Raw genomic sequence first — 20,603 nt, forward strand, 5'->3', positions numbered from 1 at the left:
CAGGACTTATTTTAATTAATTGCTCAAACGCTGCGGATGGGTATAAACCGTTGCCCGACCCGGTTTACAAAAGCCCACCAGCGTCAGATTACAGCGCTCAGCCACTTCTACAGCAAGTGTGGTCGCGGCAGACACCGCAAACAAAATCTCTACGCCGCACATCGCCGACTTTTGCACCATTTCATAACTGGCACGGCTGGAAACCAGCACCGCACCTTGCTGCCAGCTTTCCCCTTCTTGTGACCGGCGGCCTAACAGTTTGTCCAGCGCCACATGGCGACCCACGTCTTCATGCCCGCCGACCAGTTCGCCAGATGGCAACATCCAGGCAGCGGCGTGAGTACAACCAGTCAGTTGCCCCACTGGCTGGAAATCATTGAGATGACGTAATGCATCATCCAGTTTGTTGAGATCAAACATCTGGGTGAACGGCAGCGGCTGCACCGGTTTACCGATATCGTTAAGCTGTTCTACACCGCATACGCCACAGCCCGTACGTCCCGCCAGCGCCCGGCGGCGCTCCTTCAACCCCATAAAGCGGCGGCTGGAAAGCTCAATTTGTACTTCCAGGCCATTACAGGAAGGAACGACATCCATGCCGAAGATATCGCGCGGGCTTTCGATAATTCCTTCGGAAAGCGAAAAACCGAGCGCAAAGTACTCAAGGTCTTTGGGCGACGCCATCATCACCACGTGCGAAATGCCGTTGTAGACCAGCGCAACGGGAACTTCTTCCGCCACCTCATCTAACCGTGGGTGTTGTAAATCATCACGCCGCCATAACTCAATTTGACGAACACCTGTGATATTTGTCACATTCTCGATTTCTTTTTGCTGTGTTTTTTTCACTTTCTATTAACCAGATAAGAACACACACACCAACATTATGGTATTCTGCTACAAACCCTTCCTGGATGGAGGGAAATTGAGCCAATTCTGGACCTTTGCGGCCCCTTCCGCAAAGAAAAATAACTCCCACTCCCTGCACACGCAGCAAGCGAATGTAAATGGGACGTGACAATGTCGAAACAAGGAGCAATCCATGCAGGTCAGCAGAAGGCAGTTCTTTAAGATCTGCGCTGGCGGTATGGCAGGCACCACGGCAGCGGCACTGGGTTTTGCACCCAGCGTAGCACTCGCGGAAACCCGGCAGTATAAACTGCTGCGCACCCGCGAAACCCGTAATACCTGCACCTATTGTTCCGTAGGCTGTGGGCTGTTGATGTACAGCCTCGGTGACGGAGCAAAAAACGCCAAAGCATCTATCTTCCATATCGAAGGTGACCCGGATCACCCGGTCAACCGCGGAGCACTTTGTCCGAAAGGCGCTGGCCTGGTGGATTTCATCCACTCCGAAAGCCGCCTGAAGTTTCCGGAATACCGTGCGCCAGGTTCTGATAAATGGCAACAAATCAGTTGGGAAGAGGCGTTTGATCGCATCGCCAAACTGATGAAAGAAGACCGCGATGCGAACTACATTGCGCAAAACGCCGAAGGCGCGACTGTTAACCGCTGGCTCTCCACCGGAATGCTGTGTGCTTCCGCGTCGAGCAACGAAACCGGCTATTTAACGCAAAAATTCTCCCGCGCGCTGGGTATGCTCGCGGTCGACAACCAGGCGCGTGTCTGACACGGACCAACGGTAGCAAGTCTTGCTCCAACATTTGGTCGCGGTGCGATGACCAACCACTGGGTCGACATCAAGAATGCCAACCTCGTCGTGGTGATGGGCGGTAACGCCGCTGAAGCTCACCCGGTCGGGTTCCGCTGGGCGATGGAAGCCAAAATTCACAACGGCGCGAAGCTGATTGTGATCGATCCTCGCTTTACACGTACAGCGGCGGTGGCTGACTACTATGCCCCTATCCGTTCCGGTACTGACATTGCTTTCCTGTCAGGCGTATTGCTGTACCTGCTGAACAATGAAAAATTCAACCGCGAATACACCGAAGCCTATACCAACGCCAGCCTGATCGTGCGTGAGGATTACGGCTTTGAAGATGGCCTGTTCACCGGCTACGACGCGGAAAAACGCAAGTACGATAAGTCCACCTGGACTTACGAACTGGACGAAAACGGCTTCGCCAAACGTGATACTACCCTGCAACATCCACGTTGCGTGTGGAACTTGCTGAAACAGCACGTTTCCCGTTATACGCCAGATGTGGTTGAAAACATCTGCGGTACGCCAAAAGACGCGTTCCTGAAAGTCTGCGAATACATCGCCGAAACCAGTGCTCACGATAAAACAGCGTCGTTCCTCTACGCCCTCGGCTGGACGCAACACTCCATTGGTGCGCAAAACATTCGTACGATGGCGATGATCCAGCTGCTGCTCGGCAACATGGGGATGGCAGGCGGCGGCGTTAACGCCCTGCGCGGTCACTCCAATATTCAGGGGCTGACGGACCTGGGGCTACTGTCGCAGAGTCTGCCAGGTTACATGACGCTGCCAAGCGAGAAGCAGACCGATCTGCAAACTTACCTTACCGCCAACACGCCGAAACCACTGCTGGAAGGCCAGGTTAACTACTGGGGCAACTACCCGAAATTCTTCGTCTCTATGATGAAGGCATTCTTTGGTGATAAAGCGACGGCGGAAAATAGCTGGGGCTTTGACTGGTTGCCGAAGTGGGATAAAGGCTACGACGTCCTGCAATACTTCGAGATGATGAAAGAAGGCAAGGTCAATGGCTATATCTGCCAGGGCTTTAACCCTGTTGCCTCATTCCCGAACAAAAACAAAGTGATCGGCTGTCTGTCGAAGCTGAAATTCCTCGTGACTATCGACCCGCTGAACACTGAAACCTCTAACTTCTGGCAGAACCACGGTGAGCTGAACGAAGTTGACTCGTCGAAGATCCAGACCGAAGTGTTCCGTCTACCATCGACCTGCTTCGCGGAAGAGAACGGTTCTATCGTTAACTCAGGTCGCTGGTTACAGTGGCACTGGAAAGGTGCGGACGCCCCGGGGATTGCGCTGACTGATGGCGAGATCCTCTCCGGTATCTTCCTGCGCTTGCGCAAGATGTATGCCGAACAGGGTGGCGCGAACCCGGACCAGGTGCTGAACATGACCTGGAACTACGCCATTCCGCATGAGCCATCTTCAGAAGAAGTGGCAATGGAGAGCAACGGCAAAGCGCTGGCCGATATTACCGACCCGGCAACCGGTGCGGTTATCGTCAAGAAAGGCCAACAACTTAGCTCGTTCGCCCAACTGCGCGATGACGGCACAACCTCCTGTGGCTGCTGGATTTTCGCCGGTAGCTGGACGCCGGAAGGCAACCAGATGGCGCGTCGTGATAACGCCGATCCGTCTGGCCTCGGTAACACGCTGGGCTGGGCATGGGCATGGCCGCTTAACCGCCGCATTCTGTATAACCGCGCCTCCGCAGATCCGCAGGGTAACCCGTGGGATCCGAAGCGTCAGTTGCTGAAATGGGACGGCACTAAGTGGACCGGCTGGGATATTCCGGATTACAGCGCAGCGCCTCCGGGCAGCGGCGTAGGGCCGTTTATCATGCAGCAGGAAGGCATGGGACGTCTGTTTGCCCTCGATAAGATGGCGGAAGGTCCGTTCCCGGAACACTACGAGCCGTTTGAAACGCCGCTGGGAACTAACCCGCTGCATCCAAACGTTATCTCGAATCCGGCGGCGCGTATCTTTAAAGACGATGCCGAAGCATTAGGTAAAGCCGATAAGTTCCCGTATGTCGGAACCACCTATCGTCTGACCGAGCACTTCCACTACTGGACCAAACACGCGCTGTTGAACGCGATTTTGCAACCAGAGCAGTTTGTGGAAATCGGGGAGTCGCTGGCGAATAAACTTGGCATTGCCCAGGGCGATACTGTGAAAGTCTCCTCCAACCGTGGCTATATCAAAGCCAAAGCGGTAGTGACCAAACGTATTCGCACGCTGAAAGCAAACGGCAAAGATATCGATACCATCGGTATTCCTATTCACTGGGGCTATGAAGGTGTTGCGAAAAAAGGCTTTATTGCCAATACGTTGACGCCATTCGTCGGTGATGCGAACACGCAGACGCCGGAGTTTAAGTCCTTCCTTGTGAATGTGGAAAAGGTGTAACGGAGACGACATATGGCTTATCAATCGCAAGATATCATTCGTCGTTCCGCGACTAACGGTCTGACCCCCGCGCCTCAGGCGCGGGACTTCCAGGAAGAAGTGGCGAAACTCATCGACGTTACCACCTGTATCGGCTGTAAAGCCTGTCAGGTGGCGTGTTCAGAGTGGAACGACATTCGCGATACCGTCGGCAATAACATTGGGGTGTACGACAACCCCAATGATTTAAGTGCCAAATCGTGGACGGTGATGCGATTCTCGGAAGTGGAGCAGAACGACAAACTGGAATGGCTGATCCGCAAAGACGGCTGTATGCACTGTTCCGATCCAGGCTGCCTGAAAGCGTGCCCGGCGGAAGGGGCAATTATTCAGTATGCCAACGGTATCGTCGACTTCCAGTCCGAGCAGTGCATCGGCTGCGGTTATTGCATTGCGGGCTGTCCGTTCGACATTCCGCGCCTCAACCCGGAAGACAACCGCGTCTACAAATGTACGCTGTGCGTTGACCGCGTGGTGGTTGGGCAAGAACCGGCCTGCGTGAAGACCTGCCCAACGGGCGCGATTCACTTCGGTACGAAAGAGTCGATGAAAACGCTGGCGAGCGAGCGCGTGGCGGAGCTGAAAACCCGTGGTTACGACAATGCGGGTTTGTACGACCCGGCAGGCGTCGGTGGTACACATGTTATGTACGTGCTGCACCATGCTGACAAGCCAAATCTGTATCATGGCTTGCCGGAGAACCCGGAAATCAGCGAAACCGTGAAATTCTGGAAAGGCATCTGGAAACCGCTCGCAGCTGTTGGCTTTGCGGCTACCTTCGCAGCCAGTATCTTCCACTACGTGGGTGTCGGTCCGAACCGTGCGGATGAGGAAGAGAATAATCTGCACGAAGAGAAAGACGAGGAGCGCAAATGAAACGACGTGACACCATCGTGCGCTACACCGCGCCGGAACGTATCAACCACTGGATCACCGCCTTCTGCTTCATCCTGGCGGCGGTGAGCGGGCTGGGCTTTTTGTTCCCGTCCTTCAACTGGTTGATGCAAATCATGGGCACACCGCAGCTGGCGCGCATTCTGCACCCGTTTGTCGGCGTGGTTATGTTTGCCTCGTTCATCATCATGTTTTTCCGTTACTGGCATCACAACCTAATCAATCGGGATGATATCTTTTGGGCGAAGAATATTCGTAAGATCGTCGTCAACGAGGAAGTAGGTGACACCGGGCGTTATAACTTCGGTCAGAAATGCGTTTTCTGGGCGGCGATTATTTTCCTGGTCCTGTTGCTGGTGAGCGGCGTGATTATCTGGCGTCCTTATTTTGCGCCTGCTTTCTCAATCCCGGTGATCCGATTCGCGTTAATGCTGCATTCATTTGCCGCAGTGGCGTTAATTGTGGTTATCATGGTGCATATCTACGCCGCCCTTTGGGTGAAAGGCACGATTACCGCCATGGTGGAAGGATGGGTGACCAGCGCATGGGCAAAGAAACATCACCCGCGCTGGTACCGTGAGGTCCGCAAGACAACGGAAAAGAAAGCTGAATGAGTATTCGCATAATCCCGCAAGATGAGCTGGGTTCGAGCGAGAAACGTACGGCGGATATGATTCCGCCGTTATTGTTCCCTCGGCTCAAGAATTTATACAACCGCCGCGCCGAGCGTCTGCGCGAGCTGGCAGAAAATAATCCGCTGGGTGATTACCTGCGCTTTGCTGCGCTTATCGCCCACGCCCAGGAAGTGGTGCTGTACGACCATCCGCTGGAGATGGATCTGACCACGCGCATTAAAGAAGCCAGCGCACAAGGCAAGCCCCCGCTGGATATTCACGTTCTGCCGCGTGATAAGCACTGGCAAAAGCTGCTGATGGCGCTGATTGCTGAGCTGAAACCTGAAATGAGCGGCCCGGCGCTGGCAGTGATTGAGAATCTGGAGAAGGCATCGACTCAGGAGCTGGAAGATATGGCCAGCGCACTGTTTGCCTCTGATTTCTCGTCCGTCAGCAGCGATAAAGCGCCGTTTATCTGGGCTGCGCTGTCGCTCTACTGGGCGCAGATGGCTAATCTGATCCCCGGCAAAGCCCGCGCTGAATACGGCGAACAACGTCAATATTGCCCGGTATGTGGCTCTATGCCGGTGTCCAGCATGGTGCAAATTGGCACCACTCAGGGTCTGCGTTACCTGCACTGCAACCTGTGTGAAACTGAATGGCACGTAGTGCGCGTAAAATGCAGCAACTGTGAACAAAGCGGCAAACTGCATTACTGGTCGCTGGATGACGAACAGGCCGCGATTAAAGCCGAAAGCTGCGATGACTGCGGCACTTACCTGAAGATTCTTTATCAGGAAAAAGAACCGAAAGTTGAAGCCGTGGCAGATGACCTCGCCTCTCTGGTACTGGACGCGCGAATGGAGCAAGAAGGCTATGCCCGTAGTTCCATTAACCCGTTCCTGTTTCCGGGTGAAGGGGAGTAATCTCTGACGTTTTCCGGGTGGCGCTGGTCGCCCGGATTACAGCTCATAGGGTGTGACGACACCTGCTATTCCCGCAAAATCTCTCGTATTTCGCGAGGCGTTTTCCAGATATGATGTAACAGTTGCAGTTATTATAAGTTCAAGTAAAACAGCCTTGTATTAATACCAGAATAAGGGCATCTGGTTTTTTATATTCATGAATAAAAAAACTTTTGTCATTCCTTATGCTGCTTACATAGTTCTTCAACACCAACTGCCTCGTCCCTTTGCCTGCCGCCTTTTGCCTTACGCACCGGAAATTGCTGCCGCTCCAGATATTGCTCTACCGCTTCGCGTAAAATTGCAGAGCGCGAAACCTTACGCCATCCCCGAAGCTTGTTCAGCCGTTTAATTGCCTCTTCTGATAAATGAAGAAAAACCGTATTCATCGCCATTACCACCACCTTACATATATTACTCATTAATGTATGTGCGAAAATTACGCCGGAAAGTTAATTAACGAAAGCGGATTTTTTCATATTGTTTTGTTTTTGCGAGACGGCATCCAAAGATAATGTAACAGTTTCAGTTATTTCAATTGTTACTCAAAAATGGTTTATTACTTTTAATTAAGCGGGGGCACATCTACAGAAAAGAAACAACAAATAATAAGGATGAATTATGGATGCTATAAATATTTTATATTCAAGAATATTTTTTGATTGGGTCTTCATTTGCTTCATCAGGATGGTGTACCCGAAAAAGTCAGCAGCTTTACCGCACCAGGGTTTAAGGTGAAATCTACCATTCATAACGACCGGTCAGTGCCGCACCAACCGGTCTTTAATTGTTAGTAGTAGTAAATTTGTGGATAACAGTCCGGGAACCAGACGATTCCTTCCGGATCATCCCCCTGCATTACCCGATGACATTGGCGTCGATCATCTGCGCGACGGCGAAGCGTAGTATAGAGCCGCTTCCATTCATGATCGCCCGGTGTACTGTAGTTTACCCAACAATCCATTGAAGGGTGACGCCATTTACCTGTAAGTGTTGGGATCCCTGAATGCTTATGCGGCTTCGCTTTACCATTACGATCCCTATCTTTACGCGTATTAAACGTGGACATTTTTAGTCTCCTGTTAAGAGTTCTAAAAATGTGCTTCCTTAAAATAGTTCATCATTTTCCCTTAATTCGCATAGCGTGCTTTTGCACGAATTTCCGATACGCGGGGACCATTATGATAGCGTCGATGCCCACACATCCAACAAGAACAAATACAGGGAGTACGAAAGCAAATACCTGATGCTTTTTTGCTTCCATCGCCTGCAGTGCGATAACGACAGCGGATTTTTTTTAATCGCACCATATGATGGCGACGTTCAGCACGATTACGGGTCATAGCAAAACTCCTGAGCAGGCGGCACTATGCCGCTTTCATAGGAGTTCTGAATGCTGGTGCTTTCTGTATGGCATAACCATGCCTCTAACGGTTAAGTGCTTGCAGCACATGTTGCGGATCATTGGCAATCGCTCGCAGCAAAGCCTTTGCAGGCCCGGTCGGTGAACGTCGCCCCTGCTCCCAGTTACGCAACGTGTCTACGCTTACGGAAATAAGATCGGCAAATTTAGATTGTGACAACCCTGAAGCGCGGCGTATTTCTTTGATTTTCATAGCATCAACTTCAAAAGTCCGTGAAGGCTGTCGCGTTCCTTCAATAATTTCATTCATCTGGGCCATGCTGTGAGTCAACCGCTCAAAAAGTGCCTTATCCATTTACCACCTCGTATTTAACAACCGGAGCATTGCTTTTTCCTGGGGAGACAGATCATCTTTAATACCCTTACGATAAATAAGCAGTAATCTGATCTCATAATGTTTAACCTGATGAAAGTAAATAACCCTGACACCAGCACGTTTCCCCTTTCCTCCTGAGACCCATCGAACCTTTCTTAACCCACCAGTTTCAGGTATTACCTCACCATAGTCAGGATTCAAGGCCAGGAAAAACTGAAAACGACTGAATTCATCGTCGTTCAGCAGTTTTTGAACATCTTCAGTAAAAATTTCCGTTTCGATGAAGAGCATAATTATACGCCATTGGCTTAGAGTAACAATCCTTTTTGTACGTCATTGACGTACCATTGAAACCACTAGCTTACTGATAGTGCTCCAGCAAAACCACGTCTCTGCCGGGTTTGTCTTTACATTTGCGAGGCGCTTTCCAGATTTTTCACGCCCGTGAATTTCCCTGTATCCATCCAGCAAAAACGGGTGTATAAAACTGTACATTCATACAGCAAAAATGAGTTCTACTATGGCACTGGAAAAAGGAATTGCAGAGTTAGTCGAAGAGTTTATCGCTGCGGGTCGCCCCTCATCGCGCCAACAAAGTATTACGCAGCGCAGAGAGGGCTATATCGCCAGCGCTGTCCTTGCGGGTGAGACAGAAACGCGGGTAGATATTCAGACTATCGAACTTGAAGGGATGACCTTACGAATAGTGTCACCGCTGAATGCCCCGACATTACTCCCGACGATAATTTATTACTACGGTGGCTGTTTTGTTAGCGGCGGGTTCGCAACTCACGACAACCAGCTGCGCCAGTTAGCCTATTACGGGCAATGTCGGATTATTGCCGTCCAGTATCGGCTGGCACCGGAACATACTTTCCCCGCCGCCCATGATGATGCACAACGAGGTGCAGAATTAGTCCGGCAACACGCCGAACGACTCGGCGTTGATAAACAACGAATAACTCTTGCCGGTGACAGTGCGGGCGGGCATCTGGCGCTGGTAACTGCTTTGCGATTGAAGCGTGCTGGCGAGTGGCAACCAGCACAACTCATCTTAATTTATCCTATGCTTGATGCGACTGGGCATTTCGAAAGCTACATACGCAATGGTCACGATTACATCATCACACGCGACACTTTACTGAGCGGCTTTGAGATGTACCTGCCAGGCATTGAACGCAGGCATCCTGAAGCCAGCCCTATTTGGCGCAATGATTTCAATGGCTTGCCACCTGTACATATCATTACCGCTGAATACGACCCACTTTGCGATGAAGGTGAAGCGTTGTATCACCGCATGACAGGGCAAGGAGTGCAATGCACCTGCCAACGCTACCTTGGCGTTATCCACGGATTTTTTCAGTTAGGTGGTATCAGTGAGGCTGCGCGATCGGCGCTACGGGATGTTGCCTGGAGAGCGGGAAGGTAACTCCGGACCAGGGCCCAGAAAAGGTTTTCAGATTGAAAACCTTTTCAGTCAAGTAAAACGCCCCTACTCTTCTTCGTTTCCGCCCTCTTCATACGGACCAAATGGCTTCGCGGGCAGAACGATATACGTGCCTTCAAACACTGCACCCGGCGTCTCGTCGCCAAAGATTTCTACTTGCATCTGCACCCGTGCTTTTCGTCCGCGCGCCAGACGGTCGAGATCGCCACTTAAGGCACCAAGGTCGGCTACCGCATGGGGTTTTCCGCTAATCGGTTTGCTATAGCGGATATGCGCATCCGCCAGAATAATCGTTCCGCCGAGGTGGCGTTCGCGCAGCATCAGCCAGATAAGCCCCCAACCAGTGAGCGTTGCCAGCGAGAATAAACTCCCGGCAAACAGCGTGTGATGCGGATTCTGATTGCCTGTTTCCGGCATGGTGGTGATAAATTTTTGCCCGGTATATTGCTGAATGCGCACGCCCATTTTTTCGCTTAGCGGGATATGTTCGTACCACGCCTGTTGCAGCTGCGCGCACCAGTCGCCGCGATGCAAAATATCATCCAGAGTGGCGACGGGTTTAATCATCAAAAAATGGCGAATCGGCGTGGTGGTTGGCGTGGTGATTTCACCCTGATTAACAAACCCCAGCTTGGCGAAAAACTCCACCGCGTCTTCACGGGCGCTACAGGTCACGCGCTTAACGCCTTCCTGACGTGCCACCGACTCCAGGGTCATCGCCATCAGCGTGCCTAACCCTTTGTCCTGCACGTCGGGATGAACGGCCATAAAGCGAATGGACGCTTCATTGTCGGCATTAATATACAGTCGGCCTACCGCTACCAGATTACCCTGCTCGTCGACGACCATCTGGTGATGCGCCATCGCATCCCACGCGTCGCGTTCCGAACCTTTTGGTTGATGCAGGGGCTTACGCAACATTTCCCAGCGAAACTGATAGTAACGCTCTAATTCTTCTTCTGTTTGTGGAACCCGAAGGTGATACATAGCGATACTCTCTCTTGTTTCCCGTGACAACCCTGGAAGCTGGCTCATACCTGCAACCAGAATGTCACGGGGCCATCATTGACCAGCGATACCTGCATATCCGCAGCGAAGCGTCCTGTTTGCGTGTTCATCTCTTGCTGACGGCAGCGTTCGACGAAATAGTCATATAACGCCTCTGCGCGATCCGGTGATGCGCCTTTGGAGAAACTTGGGCGCATCCCCCGTTCGGTATCTGCGGCAAGGGTAAACTGGGAAACCACCAGTACACTGCCGCCCGCCTGTTGCACGTTGAGATTCATCTTGCCTTCGGCATCGCTAAAGATGCGGTAGCCGAGCACACGCTCGCACAGACGGTTTGCTTTCTGTTCGTCGTCATCCTTTTCGACACCCAATAACACCAAAAGTCCCGCGCCAATTTCACCCGTCACTTCTCCCTCCACGGTGACGCTGGCACGGGTTACGCGTTGAATTAATGCAATCATGGTTCGTCGTCTTCTTCTTGTTCAGCAGCTTGTTTTAATTTGCGGTATTCCCCGAGAGTGACAGTAATTTCCGCGCCAAGCAAGACGATACACCATGTCCAGTAGACCCAAACAAAGAGAATGGGGATCACCGCCAGCACACCGTAAATGAGCTGATATGATGGGAACATGGTGATATAAAGCGCGAAACCTTTCTTTCCTGCTTCGAACAGGAGCGCGGCGACAAACGCGCCGACAATCGCGTCGCGGTTAGGTACACGGATGGTAGGAACGATGCTGTACAGCAGCCAGAAAGAGATCCACGACAACAGCAGCGGAAAAATACGCAACACATTATCGATGACAGTATTGAGATCGCTCGCCCAGCGCAGAGAGAGCAGATAGGAGCTGATCGCCAGACTGGCCCCTGCCAACAGCGGCCCCAGCGTTAAAATCATCCAGTACACGGCAAACGAGTAAATTTTGGGTCGCGCTCGTTTACTGCGCCAGATGGTATTCAACGCGCTATCGATGGAGTACATCAACAATAACGCCGTGACGATCAGCCCGCACGCCCCGACGGCGGTCATTTTGTTGGAATTGGCGACAAACTGTTCGATATATCGCTGGATAACATCGCCAGTAGCAGGCAGAAAGTTGGCAAAAATAAAGTGACGCAACTGAATGCTGACGTCGGAAAACATGGGAAAAGCGGCGAAAAGCGCAAAAACAACGGCAACCAGCGGCACTAATGAGAGCAACGACACATAGGCAAGGTTACCTGCCAGGGTTGTCATGTTGTCCTCATCAATGCGTTGCCAGAGTAGTTTTAGCCAGGCCCATAGTGGACGGGTACGATGCCTGGCTTTGTCCTGAATGGTTTTTAGCATAACACCTTCGCGAAATAGTCCGGGATGGTGGTTTTATCTTTCACCAGAATACTAGTAATGCCTAGCCGATTAGCTCCTTCTATATTATCGGCGTTATCGTCGAAAAAGACCGTATCGCTGGGTGAAAAACCTTCTGCCTGCAAAACATGCTGATAAATTCGTGCTTCAGGTTTGCGCATACCCAAGTCTTGCGACAGATAGATATGGTCAGCAGCATCACGGATTTCCGGGTATTCCTCCGGCCAGAAGGTAGTATGCAGGCGGTTAGTATTGGAAAGCACCACCACGCGATGCCCCTGCTCACGCAGTTTATGCATGATGGCGATCACTTCCGGTCGTAGCGCAACAAATACCGCCTGCCAACCGTGGGAGAACTGCTCATAGCTTAGCGGCAGGGCCATCTCATGACACAGTGCCTCTGCAAACGCTTCGTCGCTAATTTCCCCACGCTCATGCTGATGAAACGCCTCGCCCATGTGGAAACTCTTCTTAAGCGTAGCCAGTGGAACACGCGTTAAATCGCTCCAGGCTCCCAGCACACGGTTAAAGTCGATATCGACAATCACATTACCTAAATCAAAGATATAGAGCATTTTTGCCTCCTTTCGCGCCACAAGAAATTAACTGTAGCGGGAAAGGATGGGTTTGGCTATGTGGCAATAAGGGTAATCTTGTGATGCTGATTGCGAAAAAGCAGAGTAATTTCACTGGCTTTTTCGCAATAGATGAATGGTTAAGATTCAGGTGTAAATTGCCAACGAGTTTCGATGACCAGCGGCTTATCTGGTGTCACAAATTCCGGCGTTAGATTTATTGCGTTAGGTGCCTGAGTCAGCGGGTTAATACAGGTGGCATCGGGCTGTTTATCAAATACCACCAGACTGTTTGCAGAAGAGGTCATGGTCATCGCGAGTTTACCAGGCCACAGTAACTTAACCTTCACCCCGTCATAAAAACCAAAACAGTCATCCCAGGGACCAACTTGAGGAGAGATACGATTTCCAGTTGGCAGTTCATCACTACCCGCTTCTTCTTGCCAGTCCGCATCAAAAAGCACCTGCAACGATTCTGTATTTTGCGGAGTCAGCTTTTTCGCAAACCACGGATGCCAGCCTGCGGAGGCCGGGAATGTATCGGCATATGAATGGACTTCCAGTTGCAAAACCAGCGCATCGTTCTCCAGCAAAAAAGTCTGAATCACTTCCCCTTGCCAGGGCCACGGTGAAGCCAGGGGCATACGTAAAGTCAGGGAATCTGCTGTTTTGTCGATGATTTCCCACGTTGAGTAACAAGCCATACCATGCAACGCATGTGGTGGTTTATTGGCGGGTAAAGAATAACATTGCCCACCAGCATTCAGCGTCGCATTCCCCAGTCGCCCTGCCCACGGCACCATTGGGAAACAGCCATACTGAAAAGCTCTGCGCTGCGGCTGCCATTGGCGTAATACTTCAGAACCAAATGCCTTTAACGAGGTTATCCTGGCACCATCATGCGGATAAATCTGCAGGTGAATATTGCCTTTTTCCAGCATCACTAACTCTCCTACAGGCCCAGGCCATGGCGCGTCAAACGCCTGTTGTAGCGCCAGGTAATGCTCGTTTTTTCGTTCAGTTTTCATGAGATTGTTCCCTGATGTAGCGGTAAGAAGCGGTTTCTTGTTCATCGGTCGGCTCAATCAGCCAGACGCAAACAAAGGAAAGAACTGAGACAGCAAATAAAAACAGAGCGACATACCACGGTTTTCCTCCCCCTAGCGCCAGCAAACTTGAGGCGATAAGGGGGCTTAGTCCGCCAAGAATCGCGGAAAATTGATAAGCAAAAGAAAGGCCGGTATATCGTACTTTGGTACCGAACATGCGGGTGAAAAGTGTTGGCTGCACGGCAAACATCATCGTCGGACCTAAGTTGTAGCCGAGGATCATACTGCACCAGATGATGAGCGTACTTTTGCTATCCAGTAATAAGAAGAAAGGAAACGCGAACAGGACACAAAATCCTGCTCCCGACAAATACAGACTTTTTTGACCTATACGATCTGATAACCATCCAACCAATGGACAACTGAAAATACCGATCGCCGAGGCAATCAACATACCCGTCAGGGGAATATCTCGCGACAATGCTAATTGGCTGGAAATATAGACAATACCAAAGGCGTTAATAATATTAGAGGAGACACTTTCCGCCAGCCTCGCACCCAGTGCCAATAAAATATTTCGTGGATGTTTTTTGAATAATTCAATCAACGGAGGAACGGACTTTTCTTTATTATTCGTCGTTTTTTGCTTTTGAAAATCCAGCGTTTCTTCGGTATGCAGGCGGATAAACAGCCCAACGATCAACATCACCGCAGAAAGCCAAAACGGAATGCGCCATCCCCAGGAGAGAAACTGCTCCGAAGTAAGAAAATGGTTACAGAGAGCAAAAATACCGGTTGCCAGCATAATACCCACAGACGCAGCCGTTTGCGGGAGTGAACCTAAAAATCCGCGTCGGGATTCGGGCGCTGATTCTATGGTCATCAATGCCGCTCCGCCGTACTCGCCACCAAGACCAAAGCCCTGAATTAAACGTAGCACCATTAATATGAGCGGTGCCCAGATCCCAATTTCCTGATACGTCGGAATAAAACCAATCAAAAATGTGGAGCAACCGACAATAGCCAACGTCCAGATAAGCGTTATTTTTCGCCCTATTTTATCGCCAAAATGACCAAAGACGATGCCACCTAAAGGACGAGTCAGAAAACCGACACCAAAGGTCGCAAAGGAAGCTATAAGACCTATAAAAGGATCGCTGTCTGGATAAAACAGCGGTGCAAATACCAGTCCTGCTGCCGTGCCAAAAATAAAGAAGTCATACCATTCCATTAACGCGCCTGCGAAACTGCCCATAACGACACGTCTCATGGCTTTACCGGAAAGCCCTTCACGCGGTGCGGGTAACTTTTCAGACATAATTTTCCTCTCCTGGTAGGCGAGAAATCTGGGATACGAACCACTAAACGTGGGCAGTTTGAATTAATGCGCATCGGCTTAAACCGATGCGCATTAAATTATTTCTTCAATTCAGCCAGAACCTCTGCGTCCTCAGCATCAACATTTGCACCCAGTGGTTCCCAATTAATCAATACACAGGTCAGGAATCCCAGGAATGGCACGATTGCCAACCAGTAAAACGCTTCAGTTTTCAACGCACCCCACAGCATCGGCCAGAAAATGAGTCCTGCAATTGCCCCTGTGCGCATAATAGCGCGGGCAAATCCGACCCCAGTAGGGCGAATAGCGGGAGGATAAGAGAGTGTGGCAATGGTCATGCCCAGCCCACCAGGACCCGCTGAATGGAAGAAAATAATTGATCCCAATAACCCTAAAGACAGCCAGGGATTAGTCGTTGCCAGTGCGCCTAACGACAGCAATGCTAAGGTCACAACAGCAAATCCATACATCGACTGTCGGCGAGTACCCAGTCGTTGGAGAATAAACGAGCCGATCATCCCGCCTGTCACCCCACAAAGGGCATTCACGACGGCAGAACCGGTTAACGCGCCAGTAAGCCCGCCACTTATTATTCCCGCCAACGTAAGAGGAAGATAAACACCTACGGCGTTATATTGCCACGCCTGCATGGTTGCCACGACACAGCCAAGAATGGTGCGTTTGCGGTAACGATCATTAAATAAGATGCCATATCCACCACTGTATTTATTCTCTGCTTTTTCCGAGAATTTCGCTTCTGTTGTACCCGATGCCGCAACGCGAGCCTGAACACCATAACGTTTTCCCAGAATGTCGCACGCTTCCTGGTAACGCCCGACGCGTGCGGCCCACATTGCGGATTCACCAATAAAGAAGTAACGCAAAATCATGAAGATGACTGCAAAAATAGCTCCGATGAATATTCCGTAACGCCACAATTGTTCTTCAGCGATACCCGACAGAAGCAGCGGCAAAAGCACCAAATAAACAACGGTTGTCGAAACATACCAGGCCATTTGCCAGAGGTTGACCGACGTGCCGGTTTTCTTCGACGTTGAACCACGAAGCTCTGCCACGGCATTGGTTGCCAAAGGGAAGTCGATGCCTAAACCAAAGCCCATGATGACGCGGCACACCAGCACCCACCAGATACTGGGAGCAATAGCTACCGCTGCAGCACCGATGGTGCACAGCCCCATGCCAATAATAAATGCCCGCTTTTGCCCAAAGCGGTTTATTACTCGGTTCGCTAATAAACCGCCAATTAACGCGGCGATTAATACTGATGCATTGACGGTTGCAGCAAGACCCGGCGAAATGCCGAATTGAGCGGCAATGTATTTATTACCAAACCCCACCATCGCCGCCTGGTAGGCATCAATCAATATGCCGCCCAAAGCAATAAAAATAACGCCGATACTGGTGTTGATTGCAGAGTTCTTATTAACAATATCAATTACGTCCTGTGGCCGACTAATTGAATAAGTTGCAGGACTGGTGATTTGACTCATCGCAGTGTCCTTTTTAATTGTTGTAGGGTGGCGCTGGCGTGACGCAGCGCCAGACAGAGATTTAGAAAATCATTCCGGCGCAAATTGCAGCATGACCTTTATGGAATCATTTTGCTGCGCGCGTTCGAATGCCGCCGCTGCATCCTCAATGGCAAATAAATCGGTAACCAGTTCACTGGTATCAAACCGCCCATCCGCCAGCCATTCGATAACAGCATCGAAATCTTCAGGGATGTACATGCCAGAGTTGAGCAAGTCACGCTCGAAACGTTGCATCATCGGTAATGGTATTTCACGCGGCCCACTTGGTACGCCCATGCACACGACGGTGCCTCCGGCATATACACGGGTACATGCATCGTTAAGCGTGGCCTGCGCTGCAACGACATCAATCGCCCCCGTAAATCGCACATCTGCGGCCAGCTCACCTGGTGCCCAAACTTCTGCTGCGCCCAGCTTTAACGCCAGCGCGCGTTTGGCAGCGTCAGGTTCAATCACGGTAATCTTACCTGCCCCCATAATGCGCAGTGCCTGCACGATGGATAAGCCTATCGTTCCGGCACCAATCACCAGTACGCTTTCCAGAGAAGCTTTCGGCATTCGGTTAACGCAGTGACGAGCACAAGCCGCCGGTTCGGCAAAGGCCAACACTTTTAGCGGTAAAGAGGCTGGTGCGACATGGCAATTACGCGCAGGAACAATGTGTTGTGAGCGAGCAAAGCCCGGTGCGCGGAAACCAGCAACCTGCGGTGGTTCACAAAGATTAAAACGTCCTGCTTTGCAGGCTCGGCATTCCATGCAAGCCATGATGGGATCGACCACAACATGATCGCCCGGCTGTACATTTTTAACGTCGCTGCCCACTTCCGTAACGCGCGCTGCAATTTCATGACCGGGGACGACAGGCGGTTTGGCAAACGGATGACCGCCTTTCAGAACATGCAGATCCGAACCGCATATCCCGTAGAACACGGGCGCAATCCGTACTTCGTGCGGTTTAAGTTGCTGGTGTGGTACTTCAACATATTGAGTGGTGACTTTCCCAATATCTGAAAATAAAACCTGGGTAATTTTATCCATTGTTATTCTCCAGAATCGATATCCATAGGGGATTAGCGTTGCGCGATACCTTCATCGACAATTTCAGCCAGCCGTTGCAAGCGTGGAACGGAGACATCGCGCAGCATGGTTTGTGGATCTTGTGCACCAACAACCGACGCCCAAACCGCTCGTCCAGCCAGGAAGCCCGACGCACCACCTTTCATGGCAATACTTACTGCACGGCCAAAAATATCGGCATCAACGCCAGAAGAAAGAATTACCCACGGCATCTTCATCTGATCGTTAAGTTGCTGACAGGCGGCAAGTAAGGTTTTTTCATCGCCTTTGCCCCCTAATGGCATCTCGGCTTTGTAAAGATCAGCCTCTGTTCCACCAAGCTCTGCGGCGGCGGCAACAATGGCGCTTTCACGATCAAAGTCCCAACCGCGACGAGGTGGACGCACCACAGGTTCAATAATGCTAACCAGCCCGGCACTACGGCAGCGACGAACAAATTTATCAACCATTGCCAGACGTTCCTCTGCGGGTTCATCTTCACGCCAGAGTACAAGTAATTTCATTGCCTTAGCCCCCATTTCACGGGCTTTATGCGGGTCGACGGACATATCTATTTCAACGCTATCAACCGGGATGCCATTACCTGGGATAAAAAGATCGGCAGCGACAATCAGGCCGCAAGAATTAGCCACAGCGCCCTGCTCGACTATTTGTTCAAGACAAAATTGTTTATCCGCCAGAACGGCAGAAGCATAAGGAGAAAGGATTCGGGTCGCGGCAACTTTAAAATCGGTGAGTACACTGTCGGCGATGGGTTTTGGCTGCCCTGCTGCCGCAAACATCAGGCGCATGGCCTCACGCTGATCGACAGCTAACATGGCGAATCCACCACCTGGGCGGGAGATATCTTTCAGCGTAAATGGGGTGAAGTGGGATGACATAGAAACTCCTGTTAATAGATAAAATTAAAGACCAGCCTGCTGGCGAACCTGATTTAGCAGGGCGCTCCAGTCCTGCCGCCCTTTGCCGTCTTGACTTGCTGCGGCGTAATAACTTTCTGCTGCAATCCCCATATTGAGCGGCGCCCCCGTTTTCCGAGCGACGTCAACTGCAATACGCAGATCTTTCAATGCCAGGTCCACCATGAAGGCGGGAGAAAGATCGCCTTTCAGCACTTTGCCAGGCCAGGTGGTCGTAAAATGTCCTTTCCCTGCTGCCGTACCACTCATCACCTTAATTGCGACATCAAGATTTAATCCCAGTGACTCACATAACACAGCGGCTTCGGAGGACAGCGCATTAAGCGCAATGCTCATATAGTTGTTAATTAGCTTCACGCGGATCCCCATTCCTGGGCCACCAGCCTCGACCAGCTCATTACCCATGCACATGAGAATCGGGCGTGCACGCGCAATCTGCTCATCAGTGCCGCCCGCTAAAATCAGCAATGTGCCATCAATCGCATTCACTGACGTTCTGCCCACGGGGGCGTCCATCATATTGATGCCTTTTTCTTGTAATTCCCGTATTAATGCATCGGTCTGTAAGGGATGAATAGTCGACATATCAATCACTAACGCGTCAGATGAAACAGTTTCACAGACGCCTTTTTCCCCCAACAGCACCTGTCGAACAATGTCCCCATTGGGAAGCATAGTGATGATAAATTCAGCGCTTGCTGCCGCTTCCGCTGGGGTTTGTGCCGCAGTGGCCCCCTGCGTAACTAGCGCATCGACGGCCTGTGTATTGACATCAAATACCTGTAATGAATGCCCTTTTTGCAATAGATTGTTAGCCATTGGGCTACCCATCTGCCCCAGCCCGAGAAATGCAATGGTTGCCATGAATACTCTCCTGTCTGACATTGACAAAATAATGACAATTGAAAATTCGTTTTCGTCTGTTTTTGAGCATATTTGTAATTTATGTTCAAAAACACGACACGCATCACTAATTTGATCATTTGTGTCATTTAAATTGACCAAAGACGACAAAATTAAACAGGACAAGACAAATATGACCAGAATTGCATGCGTGGGTATCACAGTTCAGGACAGAATTTATTCTTTGCCCACTCTGCCGGAGGGTGGCGGGAAATATCAGGCAAATCATTATCTTGAGATTGGTGGCGGCCCGGCAGCAACAGCCGCTGTTGCAATCGCAAAGCTTGGCGTGGAGGTTGATTTCATCGGTCGCATCGGCGATGACAGTTGTGGAAATACCTTACTTGCAGAACTTGAGGGTTGGGGCGTCAATACCGCATTTTGCCGCCGATATCCTAACGCCCGTTCGTCGCAATCAGCGATCCTCGTTGATCAGCATGGCGAACGGATTATCGTTAATTATCCAAGTCCTGATCTCGGTACTGATGCCGAATGGTTAGAAGCGATCGATTTCTCTCGTTATGATCTGATTCTGGCCGATGTTCGCTGGCATAGCGGTACTGAAAAAGCATTCTCGCTAGCGCGCCTTGCGGGTGTGACAACGCTTTTAGACGCCGATATGACACCGCAGGATATTTCTCCACTTGTCGCGCTTGCCGATCACGCCGTGTTCTCAACACCAGGGCTGAAACGCATGACTGGCCTGCAGTCACCTGAAGAAGGTTTGTTCCAGGCAACGACACAAACAGCAGGTAAAGTGTATGTTACGCTGGGTTCTGAAGGATCGTTGTGGATTGAAGATGGTCATTTGTGTCAACAGGAGGCATTTTCTGTCAATGTGGTTGATACCACTGGAGCAGGCGATGTTTTTCACGGCGCACTCGCGGTAGCGTTGGCAGAAAAAATGCCAACAAAAGAGGCTATTCGTTTTGCCAGTGCGGTTGCCGCGATGAAATGTACCCAGCCTGGCGGTCGGGCCGGCATTCCTAATCGTGAGCAAACCGAATCATTTTTGTCACTTTATGCGTAAAATGGTAAAC

At 50.9% G+C, this 20,603-nt stretch carries 21 protein-coding genes; 6 read left to right on the forward strand and 15 right to left on the reverse strand.

Going from position 1 to position 20,603, the window contains the following annotated elements:
- Positions 1 to 15: 15 nt before the first annotated feature.
- A complete protein-coding gene (gene fdhD, locus HBM92_RS23440) occupies positions 16 to 849 on the reverse strand; it encodes a formate dehydrogenase accessory sulfurtransferase FdhD (protein WP_000753585.1) in 834 nt (277 codons plus the stop codon).
- A 193-nt stretch (positions 850 to 1,042) separates the two neighbouring features.
- Between fdhD and fdnG the strand changes: the two genes are divergently transcribed.
- The 4 genes from fdnG to fdhE are packed head-to-tail and all read left to right on the forward strand — an operon-like array spanning position 1,043 to position 6,566.
- Positions 1,043 to 4,093 carry a formate dehydrogenase-N subunit alpha gene (gene fdnG, locus HBM92_RS23445; RefSeq protein WP_011076705.1) on the forward strand — a complete coding sequence of 1,017 codons (3,051 nt, stop codon included), beginning with the start codon at positions 1,043 to 1,045 and terminating at the stop codon, positions 4,091 to 4,093.
- A gap of 12 nt (positions 4,094 to 4,105) precedes the next feature.
- Positions 4,106 to 5,008, forward strand: a complete 903-nt coding sequence (gene fdoH, locus HBM92_RS23450; RefSeq protein WP_000331377.1) for a formate dehydrogenase O subunit beta — start codon at positions 4,106 to 4,108, stop codon at positions 5,006 to 5,008.
- Positions 5,005 to 5,640 (forward strand): formate dehydrogenase cytochrome b556 subunit, encoded by a 636-nt coding sequence (gene fdoI, locus HBM92_RS23455; RefSeq protein WP_000829013.1) that lies wholly within the window; start codon positions 5,005 to 5,007, stop codon positions 5,638 to 5,640. The genes fdoH and fdoI overlap by 4 nt, the downstream gene beginning before the upstream one ends.
- Positions 5,637 to 6,566 (forward strand): formate dehydrogenase accessory protein FdhE, encoded by a 930-nt coding sequence (fdhE, locus tag HBM92_RS23460; protein WP_000027720.1) that lies wholly within the window; start codon positions 5,637 to 5,639, stop codon positions 6,564 to 6,566. The genes fdoI and fdhE overlap by 4 nt, the downstream gene beginning before the upstream one ends.
- A 215-nt stretch (positions 6,567 to 6,781) precedes the next feature.
- On the opposite strand, the gene HBM92_RS23465 is transcribed toward fdhE, so the two are convergent.
- From HBM92_RS23465 to HBM92_RS23480, 4 genes are all read right to left on the reverse strand, one after another.
- Entirely contained in the window at positions 6,782 to 7,000 is a 219-nt protein-coding gene (locus tag HBM92_RS23465; RefSeq protein ID WP_001314326.1) for a CopG family transcriptional regulator, read from the reverse strand.
- A 395-nt stretch (positions 7,001 to 7,395) separates the two neighbouring features.
- Positions 7,396 to 7,674: a hypothetical protein gene (locus HBM92_RS23470; protein WP_001296612.1), complete on the reverse strand. Its 279-nt coding sequence runs from the start codon at positions 7,672 to 7,674 to the stop codon at positions 7,396 to 7,398.
- A gap of 358 nt (positions 7,675 to 8,032) precedes the next feature.
- Positions 8,033 to 8,323 (reverse strand): NadS family protein, encoded by a 291-nt coding sequence (gene nadS / locus HBM92_RS23475; RefSeq protein ID WP_000356397.1) that lies wholly within the window; start codon positions 8,321 to 8,323, stop codon positions 8,033 to 8,035.
- On the reverse strand, positions 8,324 to 8,635 hold the full coding sequence (locus HBM92_RS23480) for a hypothetical protein (protein WP_000897302.1): 312 nt from the start codon (positions 8,633 to 8,635) through the stop codon (positions 8,324 to 8,326).
- Positions 8,636 to 8,864: 229 nt separating this feature from the next.
- Between HBM92_RS23480 and HBM92_RS23485 the strand changes: the two genes are divergently transcribed.
- The gene (locus HBM92_RS23485; protein WP_001305059.1) at positions 8,865 to 9,773 is read left to right on the forward strand and encodes an alpha/beta hydrolase; all 909 of its coding nucleotides are present in this window, start codon (positions 8,865 to 8,867) and stop codon (positions 9,771 to 9,773) included.
- Between the two features lie 63 nt (positions 9,774 to 9,836).
- On the opposite strand, the gene fabY is transcribed toward HBM92_RS23485, so the two are convergent.
- From fabY to yihU, 10 genes are all read right to left on the reverse strand, one after another.
- On the reverse strand, positions 9,837 to 10,778 hold the full coding sequence (gene fabY, locus HBM92_RS23490; protein ID WP_001297068.1) for a fatty acid biosynthesis protein FabY: 942 nt from the start codon (positions 10,776 to 10,778) through the stop codon (positions 9,837 to 9,839).
- Positions 10,779 to 10,822: 44 nt separating this feature from the next.
- Positions 10,823 to 11,260: a D-aminoacyl-tRNA deacylase gene (gene dtd, locus HBM92_RS23495; RefSeq protein ID WP_000560983.1), complete on the reverse strand. Its 438-nt coding sequence runs from the start codon at positions 11,258 to 11,260 to the stop codon at positions 10,823 to 10,825.
- Complete coding sequence (locus tag HBM92_RS23500; protein WP_000920762.1) at positions 11,257 to 12,129, reverse strand: virulence factor BrkB family protein; 873 nt, start codon at positions 12,127 to 12,129, stop codon at positions 11,257 to 11,259. The genes dtd and HBM92_RS23500 overlap by 4 nt, the downstream gene beginning before the upstream one ends.
- Positions 12,123 to 12,722: a glucose-1-phosphatase gene (yihX, locus tag HBM92_RS23505; protein WP_001443191.1), complete on the reverse strand. Its 600-nt coding sequence runs from the start codon at positions 12,720 to 12,722 to the stop codon at positions 12,123 to 12,125. The genes HBM92_RS23500 and yihX overlap by 7 nt, the downstream gene beginning before the upstream one ends.
- A gap of 140 nt (positions 12,723 to 12,862) precedes the next feature.
- Complete coding sequence (locus HBM92_RS23510) at positions 12,863 to 13,750, reverse strand: aldose 1-epimerase (RefSeq protein WP_001327311.1); 888 nt, start codon at positions 13,748 to 13,750, stop codon at positions 12,863 to 12,865.
- Complete coding sequence (locus HBM92_RS23515) at positions 13,740 to 15,089, reverse strand: MFS transporter (protein ID WP_001291196.1); 1,350 nt, start codon at positions 15,087 to 15,089, stop codon at positions 13,740 to 13,742. The genes HBM92_RS23510 and HBM92_RS23515 overlap by 11 nt, the downstream gene beginning before the upstream one ends.
- Before the next feature lie 98 nt (positions 15,090 to 15,187).
- Positions 15,188 to 16,621, reverse strand: a complete 1,434-nt coding sequence (locus HBM92_RS23520; protein WP_000078433.1) for an MFS transporter — start codon at positions 16,619 to 16,621, stop codon at positions 15,188 to 15,190.
- A gap of 69 nt (positions 16,622 to 16,690) precedes the next feature.
- Positions 16,691 to 17,701 carry a zinc-dependent alcohol dehydrogenase gene (locus tag HBM92_RS23525; RefSeq protein ID WP_000357981.1) on the reverse strand — a complete coding sequence of 337 codons (1,011 nt, stop codon included), beginning with the start codon at positions 17,699 to 17,701 and terminating at the stop codon, positions 16,691 to 16,693.
- A 32-nt stretch (positions 17,702 to 17,733) separates the two neighbouring features.
- Positions 17,734 to 18,621, reverse strand: a complete 888-nt coding sequence (locus tag HBM92_RS23530) for an aldolase (protein WP_000094544.1) — start codon at positions 18,619 to 18,621, stop codon at positions 17,734 to 17,736.
- A 24-nt stretch (positions 18,622 to 18,645) separates the two neighbouring features.
- The gene (gene yihU / locus HBM92_RS23535; protein ID WP_000190782.1) at positions 18,646 to 19,524 is read right to left on the reverse strand and encodes a sulfolactaldehyde 3-reductase; all 879 of its coding nucleotides are present in this window, start codon (positions 19,522 to 19,524) and stop codon (positions 18,646 to 18,648) included.
- 172 nt (positions 19,525 to 19,696) lie between these two features.
- On the opposite strand from yihU, the gene HBM92_RS23540 reads away from it, so the two are divergent.
- Positions 19,697 to 20,593 carry a sugar kinase gene (locus HBM92_RS23540; RefSeq protein WP_000196712.1) on the forward strand — a complete coding sequence of 299 codons (897 nt, stop codon included), beginning with the start codon at positions 19,697 to 19,699 and terminating at the stop codon, positions 20,591 to 20,593.
- The last annotated feature ends 10 nt before the right edge of the window (positions 20,594 to 20,603 follow it).

Source organism: Escherichia sp. E.sYA108 (assembly GCF_011754335.1).
GTDB lineage: Bacteria > Pseudomonadota > Gammaproteobacteria > Enterobacterales > Enterobacteriaceae > Escherichia > Escherichia coli.